Source organism: Sphingobium sp. OAS761, assembly GCF_024168485.1.
Lineage (GTDB): Bacteria > Pseudomonadota > Alphaproteobacteria > Sphingomonadales > Sphingomonadaceae > Sphingobium.
In genome coordinates this window covers 1-20,440 of the sequence record NZ_JALJVY010000022.1, presented here as the reverse complement: position 1 = coordinate 20,440, position 20,440 = coordinate 1, and the positions used below count along the sequence as shown (strand labels likewise).

16 protein-coding genes and 5 pseudogenes are annotated in these 20,440 nt (G+C 62.1%); 12 read left to right on the top strand and 9 right to left on the bottom strand.

Features of this window, described 5'->3' with window-relative positions; genetic code table 11:
• Window positions 1-913: 913 nt before the first annotated feature.
• From J3E64_RS20195 to J3E64_RS20170, 6 genes and pseudogenes are all read right to left on the bottom strand, one after another.
• A pseudogene (locus J3E64_RS20195) lies at window positions 914-2,200 on the bottom strand (IS66 family transposase); the annotation flags it as partial.
• 102 nt (window positions 2,201-2,302) lie between these two features.
• Entirely contained in the window at window positions 2,303-2,650 is a 348-nt protein-coding gene (gene tnpB, locus J3E64_RS20190) for an IS66 family insertion sequence element accessory protein TnpB (RefSeq protein WP_006957496.1), read from the bottom strand.
• Window positions 2,647-3,030: a transposase gene (locus J3E64_RS20185; RefSeq protein ID WP_253345024.1), complete on the bottom strand. Its 384-nt coding sequence runs from the start codon at window positions 3,028-3,030 to the stop codon at window positions 2,647-2,649. Before J3E64_RS20185 ends, tnpB (J3E64_RS20190) begins: the two co-directional genes overlap by 4 nt.
• 240 nt (window positions 3,031-3,270) lie before the next feature.
• Window positions 3,271-3,517, bottom strand: a pseudogene (locus tag J3E64_RS20180) (transposase); the annotation flags it as partial.
• Between the two features lie 134 nt (window positions 3,518-3,651).
• Window positions 3,652-3,795 (bottom strand): annotated as a pseudogene (locus tag J3E64_RS20175) (transposase); the annotation flags it as partial.
• Window positions 3,796-4,047: 252 nt separating this feature from the next.
• Entirely contained in the window at window positions 4,048-4,698 is a 651-nt protein-coding gene (locus J3E64_RS20170; RefSeq protein WP_253345023.1) for a TetR/AcrR family transcriptional regulator, read from the bottom strand.
• A 149-nt stretch (window positions 4,699-4,847) separates the two neighbouring features.
• Between J3E64_RS20170 and J3E64_RS20165 the strand changes: the two genes are divergently transcribed.
• The 6 genes from J3E64_RS20165 to J3E64_RS20140 all read left to right on the top strand — a co-directional run bounded on the left by J3E64_RS20165 (window position 4,848) and on the right by J3E64_RS20140 (window position 11,280).
• Window positions 4,848-5,609 (top strand): SDR family NAD(P)-dependent oxidoreductase, encoded by a 762-nt coding sequence (locus tag J3E64_RS20165; RefSeq protein WP_253345021.1) that lies wholly within the window; start codon window positions 4,848-4,850, stop codon window positions 5,607-5,609.
• 4 nt (window positions 5,610-5,613) lie between these two features.
• A complete protein-coding gene (locus J3E64_RS20160; RefSeq protein WP_253345019.1) occupies window positions 5,614-6,396 on the top strand; it encodes an enoyl-CoA hydratase/isomerase family protein in 783 nt (260 codons plus the stop codon).
• A gap of 3 nt (window positions 6,397-6,399) precedes the next feature.
• Window positions 6,400-7,563 (top strand): acetyl-CoA C-acetyltransferase, encoded by a 1,164-nt coding sequence (locus tag J3E64_RS20155; RefSeq protein WP_253345017.1) that lies wholly within the window; start codon window positions 6,400-6,402, stop codon window positions 7,561-7,563.
• 337 nt (window positions 7,564-7,900) lie between these two features.
• On the top strand, window positions 7,901-8,872 hold the full coding sequence (locus tag J3E64_RS20150; protein WP_253345015.1) for a nitronate monooxygenase family protein: 972 nt from the start codon (window positions 7,901-7,903) through the stop codon (window positions 8,870-8,872).
• Window positions 8,873-8,932: 60 nt separating this feature from the next.
• Entirely contained in the window at window positions 8,933-10,072 is a 1,140-nt protein-coding gene (locus J3E64_RS20145) for an acyl-CoA dehydrogenase family protein (protein ID WP_253345025.1), read from the top strand.
• A gap of 5 nt (window positions 10,073-10,077) precedes the next feature.
• The gene (locus tag J3E64_RS20140; protein ID WP_253345012.1) at window positions 10,078-11,280 is read left to right on the top strand and encodes an acetyl-CoA C-acyltransferase; all 1,203 of its coding nucleotides are present in this window, start codon (window positions 10,078-10,080) and stop codon (window positions 11,278-11,280) included.
• 423 nt (window positions 11,281-11,703) lie between these two features.
• Here J3E64_RS20140 and J3E64_RS20135 read toward each other — a convergent pair whose 3' ends face one another.
• The 3 genes from J3E64_RS20135 to J3E64_RS20125 form a co-directional block, all read right to left on the bottom strand.
• Window positions 11,704-13,251 carry an AMP-binding protein gene (locus J3E64_RS20135; protein WP_253345011.1) on the bottom strand — a complete coding sequence of 516 codons (1,548 nt, stop codon included), beginning with the start codon at window positions 13,249-13,251 and terminating at the stop codon, window positions 11,704-11,706.
• A 111-nt stretch (window positions 13,252-13,362) separates the two neighbouring features.
• Entirely contained in the window at window positions 13,363-14,037 is a 675-nt protein-coding gene (locus tag J3E64_RS20130) for a hypothetical protein (protein WP_253345010.1), read from the bottom strand.
• Between the two features lie 76 nt (window positions 14,038-14,113).
• Window positions 14,114-15,199 (bottom strand): amidohydrolase family protein, encoded by a 1,086-nt coding sequence (locus J3E64_RS20125; RefSeq protein ID WP_253345009.1) that lies wholly within the window; start codon window positions 15,197-15,199, stop codon window positions 14,114-14,116.
• Between the two features lie 237 nt (window positions 15,200-15,436).
• Between J3E64_RS20125 and J3E64_RS20120 the strand changes: the two genes are divergently transcribed.
• From J3E64_RS20120 to tnpB (J3E64_RS20095), 6 genes and pseudogenes are all read left to right on the top strand, one after another.
• The gene (locus J3E64_RS20120) at window positions 15,437-17,011 is read left to right on the top strand and encodes a long-chain-fatty-acid--CoA ligase (RefSeq protein WP_253345008.1); all 1,575 of its coding nucleotides are present in this window, start codon (window positions 15,437-15,439) and stop codon (window positions 17,009-17,011) included.
• 346 nt (window positions 17,012-17,357) lie between these two features.
• A pseudogene (locus J3E64_RS20115) lies at window positions 17,358-17,633 on the top strand (transposase); the annotation flags it as partial.
• A 173-nt stretch (window positions 17,634-17,806) separates the two neighbouring features.
• Complete coding sequence (tnpB, locus tag J3E64_RS20110; protein ID WP_253345007.1) at window positions 17,807-18,175, top strand: IS66 family insertion sequence element accessory protein TnpB; 369 nt, start codon at window positions 17,807-17,809, stop codon at window positions 18,173-18,175.
• A gap of 32 nt (window positions 18,176-18,207) precedes the next feature.
• Window positions 18,208-19,566, top strand: a complete 1,359-nt coding sequence (locus J3E64_RS20105) for an IS66 family transposase (protein ID WP_367398656.1) — start codon at window positions 18,208-18,210, stop codon at window positions 19,564-19,566.
• Between the two features lie 95 nt (window positions 19,567-19,661).
• On the top strand, window positions 19,662-20,021 hold the full coding sequence (locus J3E64_RS20100) for a transposase (protein WP_253345005.1): 360 nt from the start codon (window positions 19,662-19,664) through the stop codon (window positions 20,019-20,021).
• Window positions 20,018-20,341: pseudogene (tnpB, locus tag J3E64_RS20095) on the top strand (IS66 family insertion sequence element accessory protein TnpB); the annotation flags it as partial. The gene J3E64_RS20100 and the pseudogene tnpB (J3E64_RS20095), both read left to right, overlap by 4 nt.
• Window positions 20,342-20,440: the final 99 nt, after the last annotated feature.

The window sequence follows — 20,440 nt, the reverse complement described above, 5'->3', positions numbered from 1 at the left end:
GATCGAGGCCGCAATGGAAGCTGATCGGGCGCATCGGGATAATCTGGAAGAACGGCACCGCATGGTGGAGCTGGACTTGCAGCAAGCCCGATACGAGGCATCTCTCGCTGAACGTCGCTATGCTGCCTGCGACCCTGATAACCGACTGATCGCTGCCCAACTCGAGAATAGCTGGGAAGCAGCGCTCAGGCGTGTGGAAGCCTGTGAAGCGGGTTTGGCCCAAGCGCGACAAATCGATCTGGCCGCGCCGGCGCCCGATTTTGCTGGCATTGCCACCGACCTGGAGACCGCTTGGCGCGCGCCTAACGTCGACATGCGTTGTCGTCAGCAGCTCCTCCGCACGCTCGTGACCGATATCATTGCTGATGTCGATGAAGAGCAACGTGAAGTCATTTTGACGATCCACTGGAAAGGTGGCCAGCACTCCCAGCTGCGCATTCGCAAACCCAAGGCCGGCGAACATGGCCAGAGTACGCCCGAAGCCGCCCTTGCCATCATTCGATCCATGGCCACCCGGTGGTCCGATGCAGACATTGCCGCCACTCTCAACCGGATGGGAATGCAAACCGGACAAGGCAAGACCTGGACAGCGCGCCGTGTCGGCTCGCTGCGCACTGTCCACAAAATCCACGGCTACCGATCCGCCGAAAAGAATGGAGAGTGGCTCACGCTGACCGAAGCCGCCAAAAAGCTTGGGGTTACTGCCCATCGGGTCCGTCGACTGATCAAGGAGGGCGTGCTCCCTACCGAGCAAGTTGTACCCGATGCGCCGCACCAAATCCGAGCCACGGACCTGGAAAAGGACGAAGTGACCCAGTTCCCGCGTCACAGAGGCCCGTGTCGCATCAAAATGGAAAACCAAAAGTCCCTGTTTCCGGACATTTGAAGAGGAGGTGTAGTATGAATCGGTCGTTGCCACGCAGCGCATAGCGCGCTCAGCGATGTTGTTATCGATCTCCAAGCGCCCGTCGTCGAGGAACCGCGTCAGGGCGACCCTGCGTTTGCGACCATAGGCGATTGCCTTGGCCATCTCGGATTTGGGCGAGAGGCGACGCAGGGCATCATCGAGCGCTTGGCGCAGCTCGTCGATCAATGGCTGGGTGCGATCCTGCCTGCTTCGTCGTCGGATATCGGGCTGATGGCCTCGAACCTCTGCCTCGATCTCATAGAGCTGACCGATACGTTCCAGCAGATCGGTGGTGAGCGGCGTGGGCTTGGTGGCGTGGATGTCGAATATCTTGCGCCGGAAATGCGCCCAGCAGGCGACCTCGGTGACGCGGTTCGTGTCGTAGAGCTTGTCGTATCCGGCGTAGCCGTCAGCCTGGAGGTAGCCGGTGAAGCTGGCCAGCTGGCGCTGGGGATGCGTGCCGGTGCGATCGGTGGTGAACTCATACCAGACCAGCGGCGGGGTCGTGGCGCCTGAACCCCGATCGTCGACGGCATACGCCCAGAGCCTGCCGGTTGCCGTCTTGCCGCGTCCTGGATCGAGGAAGGGGACCGGCGTGTCGTCGGCATGGATCTTCGACGCGGTCAGCCCGACCTCCCGGATGCGGCTGATGATCGGGTCGAGCAGCACGGAGGCCTGGCCGACCCAGCCTGCCAGCGTCGAGCGGTTGATCTCGATGCCCTGCGCAGCCATGATCTCGGCCTGGCGGTAAAGCGGCAGATGATGATCGAACTTGGAGACGACGACGTGGGCCAGCGTGCCGAAGGTCGCTTTGCCCCGGGCTATCGCCTTTACCGGTGCAGGCGCCTGCACGATCTTCTCGCAGGACCGGCAGCTATACTTGGGACGAATGGTCCGCACGACCCGCCACTGCACCGGCACGGCATCGAGCACCTCGTCGCTGTCCTGTCCCAGCGGCCGCAGCGCGCCGCCGCAGTCAGGGCAAGTGCAGTTGCCCTGCTCGGGCTCGATCCGCTGTTCTTCGCGTGGCAGATGGGCAGGCAGCACGCGAACCGGCGATGGCCGATCCCCATCTGCCGGATCAGCCCGACGCGCGGCGGCGGCGATGGCCTCGCCTTCGAGTTCTTCGAGCGCCAGTTCAAGCTGGGCGATCTCGGTATCGAGCTTCTCGGACGACTTGCCGAACTGCATCCGCTTGAGGCGCGCAATCTGCACACGCAGAGTGTCGATCAGGATGTCGCGGGCGGAAATATCGGCGTGGGCGGCCGCCAATGCGGCTTCGAGCTCGGCGATCCGAGCGTCTTTGTCAGGAGTGGAAAGGCCTTTGTCCGACACCGAGATCCGATAGCAGAAGGGCGGCCTCGATGCCAGAAAAAGCGCCGGAAAATGGGCGTTTTATCCCGCTAATGACGGAGTAAAAGTGCGCTCCGGCCGCCGCCAGTCGATGCCTTCCAATAGCATGGAAAGCTGTGCCGCTGTCATGACCACCGACCCCGTCTTGGTCGATGGCCAGACGAACCGGCCACGGTCCATCCGCTTGGAAAACAGGCACATGCCCTGGCCGTCATACCAGAGCAGCTTCACCAGATCGCCTCGCTTGCCCCGAAAGGCGAATAGCGCACCGGAATGCGGGCTCTGCTCCAGAACCTGCTGCGTCATCACGGCAAGGCCGTCAAAACCCTTGCGCATGTCTGTCGCGCCGCAGGCCAGGAATATCCGCGTCGATGGCGGCAGCGGAATCATCGCGTCAGCACGCCGATCACCCGCAACAACGCATCGGCGTCGACCGTGGCGTCCACCGTCACCCGGACGCCCGATGGCAGCTCAATCCCGATCGAGCTGTCGCTGCGCGCCGCAACCGTTGGGGCTGGCAAGGCAAGGGGCTCGCTGATCTGGACCTCGGCAAATGCCGGCGCAGGGAGCTTGCGAACACCGGGCAACTCGCCGGACATCGCCTGTCGCCGCCATGTGTAGATAGAACCGCTGCCCACTTCATGCCGCTCGCAGGCCGTGCGTACGCAGCCCTCCGGGCCAAACGCATCCCGAAGCACGGCTAGCTTCTGGTCCACTGTCCAGCGCCGCCGACCCGATACCCGACTAACGACCTCGATCCGACTACTCATACGACCACTCATATGAGTAGTCGCTCCACCGCTCGCTGAATCTATGATCTCGTCCGACACCGGCCACCCCGCTCAAAGAGCGGCAATCAACCCGTCGGACCCGGGCTACGCAAGGCGGCCGTCAGACCCCGCTTACGACAGAAAAACACACCGGGAAAGTTCAACGAACCGGCTTATCTTAGACTTCGATGCCCGTCAGCGGGACGAGTGCCGTAACAGGACCATCTACCAGACTGCGTTATCGGAGCCCGCGAACAGGGCGTTCTTGCGATTGAGGGCCAAGGGCCTGACGCTGCGCTCGACGGTCGAGATCGACGCGGCCGTCATCGAGCAAGCGCGTGAGGCCGTTCCAGCGGGTGAGCGCGTAGCGGTTCGCCTCGCCGAGCTTGCTCTTGGCACTGACCGGGCGATTACGGGCCTCGAGATACTGGCGCAGATCGTCGACGATGACGCGGCTGCGCTCGGTTCGAGCGACACGGCGCTGTTCGGCGGGCAATCTGTGCCTGCCGGCAGAGGGGCAAGTGATCGGCGTACGTGGCAACCAGGCCTTGCGCGATCAGCGCTTCGGTGGGAATGCCGCCATCGACAAGGGTAATTATGCCGCTTCCGTAACGAAAAAGACGCCGCAAAGTCCTTCCCCCATTTACGCAGCACCGTTTGATGCACATCCAGGCCTCTTGACGCCTGCGCCACGCTAAAGCCGCGCTCGCTGATCATCTTCGCCGCTTCGATCTTGAACTCGTGGCTAAACTTCCTTCGCTCCATTCACGTACTCCAGTCTGATAAACACCTTATCGTGGTGTCCACCAAACCGGCAGAAGGCCAGTCCCACAGGGGCAACACGACCCCCGCCGAGATGGCGGGCAAGTTGCCGTCACCGTCACGGGTGGGCATCAGTCGCACACTGGAATCACTCGCAAGTCGGAAAAGTCGGGGTTTAGAGCAGCGGATAGGCGGTCGACTTCGAACGGCGGCGGGATAACGATGCTCGAACTCCACATTCGCACATTGTCGCCGTCACGCAGCGGATGGAGCGTCACGAACCGGCGGGTCGGCGCCGATCCCGGCGAGGATGGCCGTTACGAGTGCGCTCGCCATCTCGGGAGGCGTCAGTGCTCCGTCTGCCTGATACCAGCGTGCCGACCAGTTGAGCGCCCCGGCGATCATAAGTGCGCTGACCTTGACATCGGGGACGGTCGCAGACCCGTCGAGTGCGGCCTGCTCGACCATGTCGCGGAGGAACCTGTCAACCTCCCGCTTGAGCGTACGGAACTCCGCCCGGTTGCCGGGGGCCAGCGCCTCGTCCCCGGTGCGAATGACGCAACGGCCAAACTCTGTCATGACGATTTCAGCATAGCGACGTAGAAATGCTTCCAGCCTCATCAGGCCATCGCCCGGAAGCGCCCGTGCCTGCGCGGCGGCGTCCTGCAACTCCGCTAGGCCGATCCGCACGCATTCGAACAGGACCCGGTCCTTGTTGCCGAGATAGTGGTAGATCACTGGCTTGGTCACGCCCACTGAAGCGGCGACATCATCGAGGGAGGTGGCGTGGAAACCGCGTTCGTTGAACAGCTTCACCGCAGCCCGGAGGAGAGCCGCCCGCTTTTCGTCCCGCGCCTGTTCGGTCGGGCGTTCCCACGCGAAGGGCTTGGCTCCTTTTTCACCCATGTGATCCCCGATGAAAATTGAAGATGATCGGCTTGACATGAAAGGCCTTCGTCACTCACTTACTGACGAGTAACCTTATTCCGGAGAGTAGGCAAGGCGAGTCGCCGGCGCTCTTTGAGATCGGGTGGCGACTGTCAGAAAGGTGGGCGATGCAGATCGAAGGGATGGCGGCGGTGGTCACGGGCGGCGCGTCGGGCTTAGGCGGCGCGGCAGCGACTATGCTTGCCGATGCGGGAGCGAAAGTAGCGATTTTCGATCTTAACGAAGATGCCGGCCAAGCAAAGGCGGCCGAGATTGCCGGGCAGTTCGTTAGCGTGAACGTCGCGGACGATGCGAGCGTCGCTGCCGGCCTCGCCGCAGCGCAGAAGGTTCATGGAGTCGCCCGAATTCTAGTTAATTGCGCCGGCATTGCGCCTGCGGTGAAGACGGTCGGCAAGGAGAATGCGCCGCATCCCCTCGATACCTTCGCCAAGACCATTGCGGTGAACCTGGTCGGGACCTTCAATGTGATTTCCAAATTTTCGGCGCTGCTGGCTGCGGCTGAGGAGATTGAGGGTGAGCGCGGCGTGATCGTCAACACTGCCAGCGTCGCGGCATTCGACGGCCAGATCGGGCAGGCCGCCTATTCCGCTTCCAAGGGCGGCGTGGTCGGCATGACCCTGCCGATCGCGCGTGACCTGGCGCAGCACAAGATCAGGGTGATGACGGTCGCGCCCGGCATCTTCCTGACGCCCATGCTGGAAGCATTCCCGCAGAATGTGCAGGATGCGCTCGGCGCGCAGGTGCCGCATCCCAGCCGCCTGGGTAAGCCTGCGGAATATGCGCAGCTGGTCCAGTCTATCATCCTCAATCCCATGCTCAATGGAGAGGTGATCCGCCTGGACGGTGCGATCCGCATGGCACCGCGTTGATCTAATGCAGGACGGTATCGACTTCGCCGTTTCGGACGGCATCGCGCGGATCACGCTGGCGAGGCCCGATGTGGGCAACGCAATCGATCTGCCGCTCGCTCGCGCCCTGCTTTCGGCGGCTATCGCCTGCGAAACGGACGCCGCAATCCGCTGTGTGGTGCTGAACGGGCAGGGGCGTCTGTTCTGCGCCGGCGGCGATGTCGTCGCGATGCGGGAAGCGGGTGACAAGCTGCCCTTGATGCTGACCGAACTGATGGCGGTTTTTCATGCGGCGGTGAGCAGGCTGGCGCGGATGCCCAAGCCGCTGCTCGTGTTGGTGAACGGTCCTGCGGCGGGTGCGGGTTTCAGCCTGGCAATGCTGGGGGACGTCGTGCTGTCCTCGCGGTCGGCCCATTATACCGCTGCGTATGGCGCGATCGGTCTGACCGCCGATGGCGGCCTCAGCTGGCTGCTGCCGCGTCTGGTCGGGCTGCGCAAGGCGCAAGAGATCATCCTGACCAATCGGCGCATCAAGGCGGAGGATGCCGAGGCGATCGGGCTGGTCACGCGCACCGTCGATGATGATGCGTTGATCGATGAGAGCAATGCCGCCGCGACCGCGCTCGCCAATGCGCCCGTGGCCGCACTCGGCGCGGCGCGGGCGCTGCTCAAGGAAAGCTACGAAAGCGGCCTTGAAACACAACTGGATCGCGAACTGCGGTCGATGGCGGTCGCTGCCGATCTGGAGGCGCGGGAGGGGCTCGCCGCCTTTTTCGCCAAGCGCCCCCCGGTCTTTCGAGGAGCATGAATCGTGGCTGACGCCTATATCGTCGAGGCGCTGCGTACCGCTGGCGGGCGCGCCCGGAAGGGCGGGCTGATCGGTGTGCACCCCGCTGACTTGGGCGCGACCGTGCTCGATGCGTTGGTCGCGCGCACCGGCATCGACCCGGCGGCGGTGGATGATGTCATTGTCGGTTGCGTCACGCAGGGCGGCGAGCAGGCTTTCGCCTTTGGGCGCAATCTCGTCCTCGCTTCTTCGCTGCCCGACAGCGTTCCGGCGGTGACGATAGATCGGCAGTGCGGATCATCGCAGCAGGCGCTGCACTTCGCGGCGCAGGCGGTAATGTCGGGCACGCAGGATATCGTTATAGCCGCCGGCGCGGAGAGCATGACCCGCGTACCTATGAATTCCAATTGGCAACTCCATCGTCAGGCGGGAGTCGGCACCGGCCCCTGGTCACCGGCGATCCAGAAGCGGTATGACGTGGCTGAGTTCAGCCAATTCCATGGTGCGCAGGCAATCGCGGACAAATATGGCCTCACGCGGGAAGCGATGGACGAATTCGCGCTGGCCAGTCATGCCAAGGCCGCTGCGGCGATCGACAATGGCGCATTTCGTAATGAGATCGTGCCTGTCATGACACCCAATGGTGTATTTGACACAGATGACGGCGTGCGACGTGGCGGCACGAAAGAGGCGATGTCCGAGGTGAAAACCTTGGGGGAAGGCGGCACAATTACCGCCGCCAACGCCAGCCAGATGACCGACGGAGCGTCGGGCGCGATGATCGTCAGCGAGGCAGCACTGAAGCGCTTCAACCTCACCCCGCTGGCGCGGATCGTCAACCTGACCGTCACGGCCGGAGATCCCGTCATCATGCTGGAAGAGCCGATCCCTGCCACGCGCAAGGCGCTCGCGCGAGCGGGCATGAAGCTTGAGGAGATCGACCTGTTCGAGGTCAACGAAGCATTCGCGTCCATCCCGATGGCTTGGCTGAAGGCGCTGGGCGCGGATCCGGCGAAGCTCAATGTCAACGGTGGCGCCATCGCGCTCGGTCATCCGCTCGGCGCATCGGGAACAAAGCTCATGGCGACCCTTGTCCATGCCTTGAAGGCGCGTGGCGACCGCTATGGCTTGCAGACCATGTGCGAAGGCGGCGGCATGGCCAATGTGACGATCATCGAGAGGCTCTGAAGGGCGGCAGATGGCACCATACCAAGCCCTTCGCATCGAGGCGCCTGGCGCAGTGGCGCTCGCGCGGCTCGACCGTCTTGGCGAGCTCATCGCGCCGAACCCGAAAGTGTCGTAAGATATGGCGGCCTTTGCCAAGAAACTAGTGTGGTGGATTTGAAATACGCCACATATTGCTGGCAAGCGCGGAGCGTATTTCAAATCCATAAACCACACTAGAATCAAATATTTGCTAGTGACCCTTTGAATCTGAAGTTCGCTCAGCCCTATCGGATCAATGTAGCGAACTTCAGATTCGGGTCACTAGCTGTTAGGTACACAGGATGATGAGGATCGTTGCATGACCATTCGCACGCGTTTCACCGATCTGGTCGGTATTGACTATCCCATCGTGCAGGGCGGGATGATGTGGGTTGGCCGTGCCGAACTAGCCGCTGCTGTCTCGAATGCTGGCGGGCTGGGGATCCTGACTGCTTTGACTCAACCGACGCCGGACGACCTGCGCCGCGAAATTGATCGCTGCCGAAGCATGACCGACAAGCCTTTCGGTGTGAACCTGACCATTCTGCCCTCGGTGAACCCGCCGCCCTACTCCGAGTATCGCCGCGCGATCATCGATAGCGGTGTCACCATCGTTGAAACGGCGGGCCACAAGCCACAGGAGCACGTTGAGGATTTCAAGGCGCACGGCGTGAAGGTCATCCACAAATGCACCGCGGTACGCCACGCACTCTCAGCCGAGCGCATTGGGGTCGACGCGATCTCAATCGACGGCTTCGAATGTGCGGGACATCCGGGCGAGGACGATATTCCGGGGCTGATCCTTATTCCTGCGGCTGCCGATAAGGTGAAGGTGCCGATGATCGCGTCCGGCGGCTTCGGCGACGGGCGGGGCCTTGTCGCCGCGCTCGCCTTGGGCGCAGACGGCATCAACATGGGCACGCGCTTCTGCGCAACGGTCGAGGCGCCGATCCACCAGAACATCAAGAATTTCATCGTGGCCAATGACGAACGCGCGACGAACCTGATCTTCCGTCGCTTCAACAATACGGGTCGCGTTGCCAAAAGCGGCATTTCGAGCGAGGTCATCAGTATCTCGTCCCGACCGGATGCGGAGTTCAAGGACATTCAGCCGTTGGTATCAGGCGCGCGCGGCCGGGTTGCCTTGGAGACGGGCGATATCGAAGCAGGCCTGGTCTGGGCAGGGCAGGTCCAGGGCCTGATCCACGACGTGCCCACCGTCGCCGAGCTTATACAGCGGATTGTGACCGAAGCGCGTGAGATCGTCGCCAGACGCCTGGCGACATTGTGACATGACCTGTGGCGGTGATCTGGTCGCTTCGTTGGCTGCTGACTGTTGGGAGTGCGCTTGATGATCCTTACTGAGACTCAAGCTTCGATCCGCGACGCGGTACGCAATTTCGCGCAGGATGTAATCCGTCCGCGCAGTGCTGACTTCGAAGCGGCCAAGGGATATCCCGACGGCCTGTTCCAGGAGATCGCCGCTCTCGGTCTGCTCGGCATGACTGCGCCGGAGGCGGCGGGCGGCGCGGGCGCCGATTATGTCTCCTATGCTCTGGCGCTGATCGAAATCGCGGCGGCGGACGGTCCACTGTCCACGATCGTGTCGATCCAGAACAGCATCATGGTCTCCGGCCTTTTAAAGGATGGCAGCGTGGCGCAGAAGGAGCGCTACCTCCCCGAGCTAATTTCCGGCCGCATGATCGGCGCCTTCGCGCTCACCGAAACTGACGCCGGCTCCGATGCGTCTGCCATCCGCACCCGTGCGGTGCGTACCGACGGGGGCTGGGTGTTGAACGGATCGAAGCAGTTCATCACCTCGGGCCGCATCGCCGGCGTTGCAATGGTGATAGCCGTTACCGATCCCTCCGCGGGCAAAAAGGGCATTTCGGCCTTTCTCGTGCCTACCGACACCCCCGGCTACATCGTGGACAAGGTGGAGCACAAGCTGGGGCAGGCCGCCTCCGACACCTGCGCGATCCGGTTCGAGGACTGTTTCGTGCGGGATGACGCACTGCTGGGGTCGGAGGGGCGGGGCTATTCCATCGCACTCTCCAACCTTGAAGCGGGCCGCATCGGCATTGCCGCGCAGAGCGTCGGCATGGCGCAGGCCGCGCTCGACATCGCTGTTGCCTACGCGCGTGAGCGCAATTCCATGGGCAAGCCCATCATCGAACATCAGGCGGTCGGGTTCCGGCTCGCCGATCTCGCGACGCAACTCGAGGCGGCGCGGCTGATGGTTCTGCACGCCGCTGCGGCCAAAGATGCAGGTCTGCCGTGCCTCAAGGAAGCCTCGATGGCCAAGCTGTTTGCCTCGGAAGCAGCCGAAGCGATCGTCTCCGGTGCCATCCAGACCCTCGGCGGCTATGGCTATCTTGAGGAATTCGGCCTCGCAAAGATCTACCGGGACGTACGGGTCTGTCAGATTTACGAAGGCACGTCTGACATCCAGCGTATGGTGATTGCCCGGGCCATTGAGAAGGAGCGGTGACCCAGATGAGTACGTCGAGGACGAGAGCTGAAGATCCAGTCGTTATTGTCGGCTACGCCCGCACGCCGATGGGCGGCTTTCAGGGCGTTTTCGCGGGCGTGACCGCGACTCAGCTCGGATCCGTTGCGCTCAAGGGCGCTGTGGAGCGGTCGGGTGTGGCGCCCGAGATGATCGAGCGCGTCTACATGGGCTGCGTCCTTGCCGCCGGCCTGGGCCAGGCACCTGCTCGTCAGGCGGCGCTGGGTGCCGGCCTGCCGAACTCCGTTGAGGCCACCACCGTCAACAAGATGTGCGGATCGGGCATGCAGGCGGCAATCATGGCCTATGATGCGCTGGCTGCCGGTTCTGTCGACGTCGTCGCAGCGGGCGGCATGGAGAGCATGACCAATGCGCCTTATGCCCTGCCGAAACATCGGAGCGGGGCGCGCATCGGCCACGACCGGATCATCGACACGATGATGATGGACGGGCTGGAGGATGCCTACGAGCCGGGCAAGGCAATGGGCATGTTCGCCGAAGATGCGGTCCGCGAATATCAATTCACGCGCGCTGCCCAAGACGACTATGCGATCCGCTCGCTGAGCCGCGCAAACGAAGCGATCGCCAGCGGCGCCTTCGAGCGAGAAATCGTGCCAGTCATCGTGACGGGTCGAAGTGGCGATACGGTCGTTGACACTGACGAGCAACCGGGCAAGGCCAAGCCGGAGAAAATTTCCTCGCTGAAGCCTGCCTTCGTCAAGGACGGCACAATCACAGCCGCCAACGCCTCTTCGATCTCGGATGGCGCGGCGGCACTGGTAATGACCCGTCGCAGCGTTGCCGAAGCGCAAGGCTTGCCTATCATCGCGACTATCGTGGCGACGGCGGCCCATGCCCATCAGCCCGCCAGGTTCGCGACAGCCCCGGTGCCTGCGATGCGCAAAGCGCTGGAACGGGCAGGATGGACGGTCGATGACGTCGACCTGTTCGAGGTGAACGAGGCGTTCGCGGTCGTTGCGATGATTGCCGCGCAGGAGCTGAATATTCCGGCAGAGAAGCTCAATGTAAACGGCGGCGCCACTGGGATCGGCCATCCGATCGGTGCTTCAGGCGCGCGTGTCCTGGCGACGTTACTGGCGGCGCTTCAAGCACGCGGGCTGCAGCGCGGCGTCGCAAGCCTGTGCATCGGCGGCGGCGAAGCGACCGCGCTGGCGGTGGAACTCCCGTAATCGGTAGAACGATGAGTATGAACCCGCTGATGCGGACGTGGTGCAACGTCTAGTCTTGCCGAACCGTGGCTTGTTCTGCCCGATGGCTCCATGCTCACTGTAGAAATCGCAACGCGGACGATCTTTGTCGCGGTGATGACCATTACTGGACCATCGCGCACGCTATCCACGTATCGCGTTTCAGGATGCCGCGGCCCTGGTGCCGCTGGCCGAGCGCGAACCGCTGCGGACATGGCTCGACCGCTTCAATTCGGCAGCAGATCGCATGGCGGCCTGACATGGCCCTGAGCGATAACTTGGCCGTACCTCGACCCGGCACCGTGGAGGGCAGACTCTAGGACAGATCGAGGGAGCCAGAGGAGACAGGGCAGTTGCGATGTCTCGTGCGCGTTCCGCGACAGTCGGGATTTGTTCGGCTCTCTGTCACGAGGTGCGGGTATTGCCGCCGGGATAATTTCCGCCGCCGTACAGCTCATCCAGCAGTTTGTAATCGATTCCGCCTGTGGCTGTGCGGGGCATATCCTCCCGGAATTCGACCAAAGATGGTTTCTTGTAGGATGCGATATGCTGACGGCAATGCTCGATGATGTCCTGCGCGGACGCCTGGCTTTCGGGCTTTAGCACGACGATCGCCTTTACCGTCTGGATCCATTGTGGATGGGGCACGCCAATAATGCCGCAATCGGCAACGGCAGGGTGACGGCGGATGCAGGCTTCCACTTCGGCGGGATAGATGTTTTCCACGCCCGACTTTATCATCTGCACCTTAGGCCCGATGAAGGTCAGGCTGCCGTCCGCCTCGCGGCGCCCGAGATCGTTTGTATGATGCCATCCGTTGCGGTGCCGGTGGGCGTTGAGCTCCGGCCGCCGCCAGTATCCGTTCATCACCGTGGGTCCGCGGAACACGATTTCGCCGACCTGTCCGGATTCTACGTCGCGGTCTTCCTCGTCGACGATCCGCATATGACACAGGGGCGATGGGCGACCAAATATGCCGATGGCGTGACGTCCATATTGTGGTAAAACTCCTAGACCCATCACTTCGGTCTGACCGTAGCCGGGGACATGGGTTTCGACCGGTTCGACGGTGACCATGCGGTTCCATTCCTCGTTGTAGGGAACGGACCGCAGGCTGCTGAGATCGTAGTGTCGGTCATGGTTCAGCTGGATGATCTCGTCCATGGTCTTGCTGACGAGCCACGTTCGCGTGCACTTGTGGTCGTGGATCGCCTTTGCGATCGACCTGGCGTCACTCCGTCGCACGAAAACATTGGTGCCACCCACGTGATACACCGTCAGGCACTGCATCAGCGTCCCGAGATGGAAAAGGGGACCGACAGCGAGAAACACCGTTTCGTTGGAGATCCGCTGGGTTGGGGCGAGCACCAGATTTTGCAGCAGAATCGTCTGCTGGTTTAGAACGGCACCGTTGGGGCGGCCGTCAAACGCCGCCGTGTAGATGATGAGCGTCCCGGCGGTCGTGTCGACTTCGCGATGATCGTTGCGGTCCGGACGACCCGAGTCCAGAAAGCTATCGTAGGAGTCATCGCCATCGCCATCATGCTGCAACCAGAGCCCACCGGTGAACTTGGCCAGTTCGCGACCCGCACGAATGTCCCCGCCGACCTCCTCTTCCTGCCAGAACACGACCTTTGGCTCGAGATCGTCGATCAGTTCGGCGATTTCGGCTTTGCTCTGTCGCCAGTTGGCCGGGCAGAGCATCGCGTCGAGCTGTGAGGCCGCGATGAGCAGTTCCAGGATCCGGTCGGAGTTCTGACCCAGCCAGAGTATCCGATCCCCTGCCTGCACGCCGTTGTCCTCGAGCGCGTTGATCAAGCGATCTACGCGCTCCAGCAGTTGCTCATAGGTCCTGGTCTGCCCGCTGCACGCGTGCGCGATCTTACCAGGGTAGGAGCGGACGTGCTCCTCCAGAATGCTGTAAAATGACAAGTGTCGGATGACGTCAAACATAGATACTCCAGGGTATTCGCTCATTTGCAGCACCGCGTCGGCGATTTTCGACCAAGGCGGAACACGGAAGCGCACTATGGCAACGATGAGTGCGATTGAGTTGGCCCGTCGTTAAGCCAGCGAAAAGCGCCCGCTTGGGTCGACCGATCCTGCAATCCCCGTCGGCAGGCGCACCACGGGTAAGGCGCGCGCGTGACGAGAAGTGATCAGCAACTCGCCGCCAACCGCTTCGAGTAGCCACTGGTCCTGATCATGGAACGTCTCGCCATCCGGCGACACGAAACCGAAGGCAGGGCCGAAACTGACCATGCGCCACGGCGCGAAGCCCAGCTCCTTGAGCCGGTCGGCCGCTCCGTCGCGCGCGCAGATCGACCCTGCCGGCTGGAAGGCCTTGGCGACATCCAGATTCATTGCCGCCATTCCGTCGAGAATGGCGTCGGTGATACCGAACGCCACCTTGATGGAGAGTCGTCGCATGAACATCTCGGCACGGCCGGCGTCGAAAATGAAGTTTTCCGCAATTGCGACGCACCCTTCCAGGTTGGCGACGGAAATTTCATAGGGCCAAAATTGTGCATATTCAGAAGAACCGGAGGTGAACAGCACCATTGAACCGGCCTCCACGCCCATTTTCTGGAACATTTTCATGCCGAACAAAGCGTCCGCATGTACGTCGCGGAAACTTATCGGGTAGCTTGTCACGGCATGCGATGTACGAATGCAGCCATACATCATTACACGTTCGTCGGTTGCTGATCCGGTGATCGGCTTGGCCGCTACGTTCATCTACCTCTCCTTATTTACAGCCACCCGTGTATTCGTGCCGATGGAGTGATCACTAGTGCACGCTGTATGATGACTCTCAAGCCTCGGTAAGAACCTTGGGGTTGGCGATTTTGAATATTTTAGCCGCCGTTAAGCCGAGAATGTCGGCCTTTTCGGAGTCGGTGATGTCAATGTCACGGAAATTCTCCGCGATTACAGCGCGGGAATGCGGGAAAGAGCCTTCCAGATGAGGATAATCCGTTGCGAACATCAGCGTCTCGTGGCCGAGCACCTTCCGGTTCTCAACCGCCGAACGGTCGTGCGAGAAAGCGGCCTTGACCTGCTGAGCGATGATCTCGCTGGGCTTTCGGCTCAACTTTGGCCGCACATAGTGAAGATGTGCAGGATAGATTTCGTCGAGAACTTCGGCCAGATAGTTGAGATAGGACGATCCGCATTCCATGGTGGCGACGGTGAGATTGGGGAAACGGTCGAGGGCGCCGCTCGAAACGAGATACGCGACCGCGTCTATGGGGCCACGGCCAGACAGCATGTAGTTGATCAGCGCTGCGCCATTGCCGCGCTCCATTGTTGTCTCGCCGCCGGTGCCAGCGTGGAGAATGAGAGGGATCCTCGCATCAGCTGCGACATTCCACAACACGTCCCACTGTTCTGAGTTGTACGAAGGTACCGCACCGGGAAGGCGGCCTGGGATCATCGCGGTCGCGAAGCCAGCATCGACACAGCGTTTGAGTTCGGTCGCCGCATCTTCGATCGAGCACATCGGCAAAATTGCCGCTGGCACGAAGATGTCACGATGCGATTTGAAATGATCCAGCACCCAGTCGTTGTATACAACGCAGGAGGCAATCTCCAGATCGCGGTCGCCCAGGCGCGATGTCATCAGCCCCACGGTCGGATAGACGACTTCCGCATCCACCCCATCACGTATCATGTCCTTGATACGTAGGTCGATTTCAAATCGACCGAGCTTCTCGTTGCCGGAGACGCCATCAGCGACTTGCATCTTGAGGAGCGTCTTGCCGTTGCCCTCGACGAAGAAATTCTTCTCGTCCTTGCGCGTGGCCAGCCCTTTATCACGCATGCTGGCGGGCAGATTGTCGGCCCAGAGCGTGCGTGGCTCAACGACGTGGGAGTCGCAGCTGAGGACATAGGGTTTCATGACGAAGCTTCTCCAAGGCACGGGATTCTTTCTACCAAGCGTCCGATATTCTCCTCGCAGCTTCGAGTCAAGGTTCGCTCCTCGGGAGCTTTTCTAATTGACGGCCGATAGATTTATTGGCAGCCTTCAACGATCAGCTACCCTACTGGGCTTGGCATAGTCACAGTCGTGGCGTCGCGTGCGCAGATGTGCCTGTCCAGCCGCGCGAATAGGCTCGCACAATCCTGGAGAGTATCATTGAGCAACGGTTCCGGTTTCACCTTGGCGGATGTTCTCGAGGCGAACGCCCGAAACTATGCCGATGCGCCTGCGCTAGTGTTCGAGGGCACGACCCTTTCACATGCGGAATATCTTGCACGAGGAAAGCGGCTCGCCTCCGCTTGGACCAGGCTCGGTCTCGCCAAGCAGCAGCGCGTGGCGGTCATGAGCCGGAACTGCCGGGAAATGTGCGAAGTGTACGCGGCGAGCGAAGTCGGCGGGTTCATCACCGCGACGGTGAGCTTCCGTTTCGTGGCCCCTGAAGTTGCCTACATCATCAACGACAGTCTGCCGCATATCTTCGTCTTTGAAGAAGAATTCGCGGACCTTGTCGACAACATCCGCGGTTCGCTGACTTCCGTCGAACATTTTGTCTGCGTCGGCAAAGCGCCCGCATGGGCCATGAGCTATGGTGAGGTCTTCAGAATGGGCGACGAGAGATTTTCCGCCGTCGTCGATCAAACCGACATCTGCTCGATCATCTACACGAGCGGCACCACCGGCCGACCAAAGGGTGTGATGATCAGCCATCGCGCCAAGGTGGGTACTGCCAGCTGCATCAGCTCGCTGATGGCCGCCGGTCCCTCCGATCGCATCCTGTTGATGATGCCGATGTTCCATGTGGGCGCCAAGGACATGTCGCTCGCCCAGAGTTGGCGTGCGGGCGCAATCTATCTTCATCGTGATTTCGATCCGGAACTGATCCTGAAAACCATTCAGGACGAGCGCATCACGATCACCCATATGGCGCCCACCATGATCCAGATGTTGCTCGATCATCCGAGGGTCGATGACTATGATCTCAGCAGTCTGCGGATGATCGTCTATTCCGCCGCGGCCATGCCGACCGCGCTGCTGCGTCGCGGCCTCGCCAAGTTGGGGCCTGTTTTCCTGCAGTTGTATGGACAGACCGAAGGCTCGGGCATCGTGCTCCCGATCGAGGCACATCTTCCTGACGGCGACGATCGTGACCGTCGGCGGCTCCAGTCCATCGGCATCCCGTTTCCCGGTGTGCAAGTTCGTATCGTGGACGATAACGACAGGGACTGTGGCGTGGACGAGCCTGGCGAGATACTGCTGCGTGGCCCAATCATGATGCACGGCTATTGGAATAACTCCAACGCCACGATTGAAACGTTACGCGATGGATGGCTTCGGACCGGAGACATGGGCAAGTTCGACGATGACGGCTATGTCTATCTCGTGGATCGCAAGAAGGACATGATTGTCTCGGGCGGTGAGAATATCTACTCACGCGAAGTGGAAGAAGCCCTTTACCAGCATGATGCGGTGGCCAATGCTGCGGTGATCGGCGTTCCCGACGACAAGTGGGGAGAGGCAGTCCGCGCGGTCGTGGAGCTGCGGGAGGGGGCGAGCGCAACCGCAGCCGACATCATCGCTCATTGCCGGACATTGATCGCCGGTTACAAGTGCCCGAAAAGCGTCGTGTTCGTGAACGATCTGCCAAAACTGCCGAGCGGCAAGATCAACAAGATTGTGATCCGCAAGGAGCACGGACGGATCGAGGAACCGAGTTCAGCGCTAGGCGGCTGATAATCTGAGCATCGCAGGTGTTTTTTGTGCCGGGGTCTGACAGCGCCAAGGTGTGCGGCGTCGGGGCGTGACAGGGCGGATTTGGTGCCGCCCCTGACATCGTTGATGGGATCGGCGCGCGGGGGATCGCGAACTCGGGTGGCGTTGATCCGTCCGAAGCAGGGGCGCCGGATATTTTAGACGAGGACGGCGAGGCCGATTTTCTTTGCCGCTGTTGTTAGTACGGCTGTCCGCAAAATGAGCGCCATGCTCGATTTCCGGTAAGCGCTGTTCCGTACCCACCTTGCGCGGTTGACGCGTAGCGCCGAGTTTCCGCGCCCTGATTGGGCGGGAGTGCGCTGCTACTATGATAATCTCGGGTGATGATCCTGCGAGCAAGGGCGCGCAGCGGTTCGAGGTGTTTACGGGCGCGGGCAAGCGGCGGGATTGGCCGCCCGAAGTGAAGGCCTCGATTGTCGCGGAGTGCTATTCGGGCCGGGAGGGTGTCAGTGCCGTTGCTCGCCGGCATGGGCTCGATCCTTCGCAGGTTTACGCCTGGCGGCGGGATTTGCGGAAGCGGCTTGAGGCCGAAGGTGTGGTCCTGCCTTTGGCAGAGCCGGAAGCGGTCGCGTTCGTGCCCGCCGTAATCGAACCCAGCGCGGTGCCAGATTCTGCTCCCACGCGGCGTCCCCGCCGTCGACGTCGCACCGCAACTGCAGCCGTCGAACTGGAGATCGACGGGGTGGCGGTGAAGATCGGCCGCGATGCCGATGCTGGCGTGATTTCCGCAGTGATCGAAGCCCTCAGGGCAACACGATGATCGGACCCGGCGGTTCTATGGGCGCTGGCGCGCGCGTGATGGTCGCGACGCGCCCGGTGGATTTCCGCAAGGGGCCAGACGCGCTGGCGGCGCTCGTTGGCACCGAGTACGGCGGCGATCCCTACTCGGGCGTGATCTACGTCTTCCGCGCCAAGCGCGCGGACCGGATCAAGCTGGTTTGGTGGGACGGGACCGGCCTGTGTCTGATGGCCAAGAAGCTCGAGTCCGGCGGCTTCAAGTGGCCGGGTATTCAGGACGGAGTGATGCGCCTGACCTCGGCGCAACTCGGCGCGCTTCTGGAGGGCCTGGACTGGCGGCGGGTGCATGGTGGACGCCGCCCCATGGCCCCGCAGATTGCCGGTTGACGAGGCCGGCGCCTACTCATTCACTGCCTTTCATGCTCATGGAAGCGGACCTTCCCAACGATGTCGAAGCGCTGCGTGCGCTGGTCCTCGAACAGGCCCGCGAGCTGGATGTACTCAAGGTTTTCCAGACTGAAGTCGAACGCCTGAAGGCGATCATCGACGCCTTGCAACGCCACTGTTTCGGACGTCGTTCGGAGCAGCTCGACCCGGATCAGTTCGAGCTCGCCCTGGAGGAAGTCGAGACGGCTCTGGCCGAGGCGGAGCATGCCTGCGCCAAGGCGAGCCGTGCCCCGGCCGAGCGACCGCGCAAGACTAATCGCGGTTCGCTCCCAGCCCATCTCGAGCGGATCGAGCAGGTTGTCGATGTGGAAGACAAGGCCTGCCCCTGCTGTGGCGGGGCGCTCCGCCAGATCGGCGAAGACGTGGCCGAACGCCTCGACGTCGTGCCCATCACCTTCCGCGTCCTCGTCACCCGCCGCCCGCGCTACGGCTGCCGCTCGTGCGAGAGCGCCATTGTGCAGGTCCCGGCACCGGCACGGATCGTCGAGGGCGGCATTCCCACCGAAGCACTGATCGCGCAGGTGCTGGTCGCCAAGTATGCCGATCATTTACCGCTGTACCGCCAGGCGCAGATCTACGCCCGGCAAGGCATCCAGCTTGATCGATCCACCCTGGCAGACTGGGTCGGGCGGGCAGCATGGTACCTGCGTCCCTTGCGCGACCACATCCTCGAGCGATTGCGACGATCAGAACGGCTGTTTGCGGATGAGACCACCGCGCCGGTGCTCGATCCGGGCCGCGGGCGGACCAAGACCGGCCAGCTATGGGCCTATGCCCGCGACGATCGCCCTTGGGGCGGCGGCGATCCGCCGATGGTCGCCTATGTCTACGCCGCCGACCGCAAGGGCGAGCGAGCCGAAGCGCATCTCGGCGATTTTGCCGGCATCCTGCAGGTCGATGGCTATGGCGGCTATGCCGCGCTCGCCCGGCGGCGCAACCAGTTCGGCCTCGCTTTCTGCTGGGCGCACGTGCGCCGCAAGTTCTACGAACTGACCGATACATCGTCGGTCTCTACCGAAGTGCTGCGTCGCGTCGCCTTGCTCTATGCCATCGAGGATGAGGTGCGAGGATTTTCGGCGGAGCAACGCCGGGCTGTTCGCCACGACCGCAGCCGCATCATCGTCGACGATCTTCGCCAGTATCTCGAAGCCCGCAATCGCCAGGTCAGCGCCAAAAGCAAGCTTGGCGAAGCGATCCGCTACGCGCTCACCCGCTGGGATGGGCTGTCACGCTTCCTCGACGATGGCCGTATCGACCTCGACAGCAACACCGTCGAACGCTCTATCCGGGTAACCGTGGCGCCGAGGCCGCCTTGCGCGGTTGCAGGATGAAGGGCTGATTGCCACTCGGATAGGGAGCGGCGATGGATAACGAGATCGAAGGTGGACCAGCGAGCAGTCATATGAGTGCTCATACGAGCGGTCGTATGAGCACTCGGATTGAGGTCGTTGCGGGTCGGCGCCGCTGGACAGTAGAGCAAAAGCTGACGATCCTGCGCGATGCCTTCGGCCCGGAGGGTTCGGTGGGTGACGCCTGCAAGCGGCACGCGATCGGCAGCGGGTCGATCTACACCTGGCGGCGGCAGGCGATGTCGGGTGAGCTTGGCGGTGCCAGACCAGCAGCATTGCCTACTTTCGCGGAGGTCGAGCTCTCAGCCCTGGTTCCGGCGTTACCGGCGCCAGGCAGTCCTATCGGGCTCGAACTGCCCTCGGGTGTGAAGCTGACCGTGGACGCCGGTGTCGATGCCGAGGCCCTGGCACGGGTCGTTGCCGTTCTCACGCGATGATCCCACTGCCACCTTCCACCCGGATCTATCTGGCCTGCGGCGCGACCGACATGCGCAAGGGTTTTGACGGTTTGGCAGTGCTGGCCCAGCAGGTGCTGGAACACAGCCCACATTCTGGTGCGCTATTTGCCTTCCGGGGCAAGCGTGGCGATCTGGTGAAGCTGCTCTGGTATGATGGCCAGGGCCTATGCCTGTTTTCCAAGCGGATGGACCGTGGCCGGTTTGTCTGGCCGGTGACGAAGACGGGCAAGGTCGGCCTGACCTCGGCGCAGCTTTCCATGCTGCTTGAAGGCATTGACTGGCGACGCCCGGAGCGGACAACCGCGTATCGGGCTTGCTGCAAGTCCAGCTCCACCATGCGGTGCCGTTCTTCCAGATTATCCCGATGCGCCCGATCAGCTTCCATTGCGGCCTCGATC

What these genes read in the sequence shown, in the direction of transcription:
- tnpB (WP_006957496.1), bottom strand. Translation starts at nt 2,650, where the DNA reads ATGATTCCGCTGCCGCCATCGACGCGGATATTCCTGGCCTGCGGCGCG.
- J3E64_RS20185 (WP_253345024.1), bottom strand. Translation starts at nt 3,030, where the DNA reads ATGAGTAGTCGGATCGAGGTCGTTAGTCGGGTATCGGGTCGGCGGCGC.
- J3E64_RS20170 (WP_253345023.1), bottom strand. Translation starts at nt 4,698, where the DNA reads ATGGGTGAAAAAGGAGCCAAGCCCTTCGCGTGGGAACGCCCGACCGAA.
- J3E64_RS20165 (WP_253345021.1), top strand. Translation starts at nt 4,848, where the DNA reads ATGCAGATCGAAGGGATGGCGGCGGTGGTCACGGGCGGCGCGTCGGGC.
- J3E64_RS20160 (WP_253345019.1), top strand. Translation starts at nt 5,614, where the DNA reads ATGCAGGACGGTATCGACTTCGCCGTTTCGGACGGCATCGCGCGGATC.
- J3E64_RS20150 (WP_253345015.1), top strand. Translation starts at nt 7,901, where the DNA reads ATGACCATTCGCACGCGTTTCACCGATCTGGTCGGTATTGACTATCCC.
- J3E64_RS20145 (WP_253345025.1), top strand. Translation starts at nt 8,933, where the DNA reads ATGATCCTTACTGAGACTCAAGCTTCGATCCGCGACGCGGTACGCAAT.
- J3E64_RS20140 (WP_253345012.1), top strand. Translation starts at nt 10,078, where the DNA reads ATGAGTACGTCGAGGACGAGAGCTGAAGATCCAGTCGTTATTGTCGGC.
- J3E64_RS20135 (WP_253345011.1), bottom strand. Translation starts at nt 13,251, where the DNA reads ATGTTTGACGTCATCCGACACTTGTCATTTTACAGCATTCTGGAGGAG.
- J3E64_RS20130 (WP_253345010.1), bottom strand. Translation starts at nt 14,037, where the DNA reads ATGAACGTAGCGGCCAAGCCGATCACCGGATCAGCAACCGACGAACGT.
- J3E64_RS20125 (WP_253345009.1), bottom strand. Translation starts at nt 15,199, where the DNA reads ATGAAACCCTATGTCCTCAGCTGCGACTCCCACGTCGTTGAGCCACGC.
- tnpB (WP_253345007.1), top strand. Translation starts at nt 17,807, where the DNA reads ATGATCGGACCCGGCGGTTCTATGGGCGCTGGCGCGCGCGTGATGGTC.
- J3E64_RS20105 (WP_367398656.1), top strand. Translation starts at nt 18,208, where the DNA reads ATGCTCATGGAAGCGGACCTTCCCAACGATGTCGAAGCGCTGCGTGCG.
- J3E64_RS20100 (WP_253345005.1), top strand. Translation starts at nt 19,662, where the DNA reads ATGAGCACTCGGATTGAGGTCGTTGCGGGTCGGCGCCGCTGGACAGTA.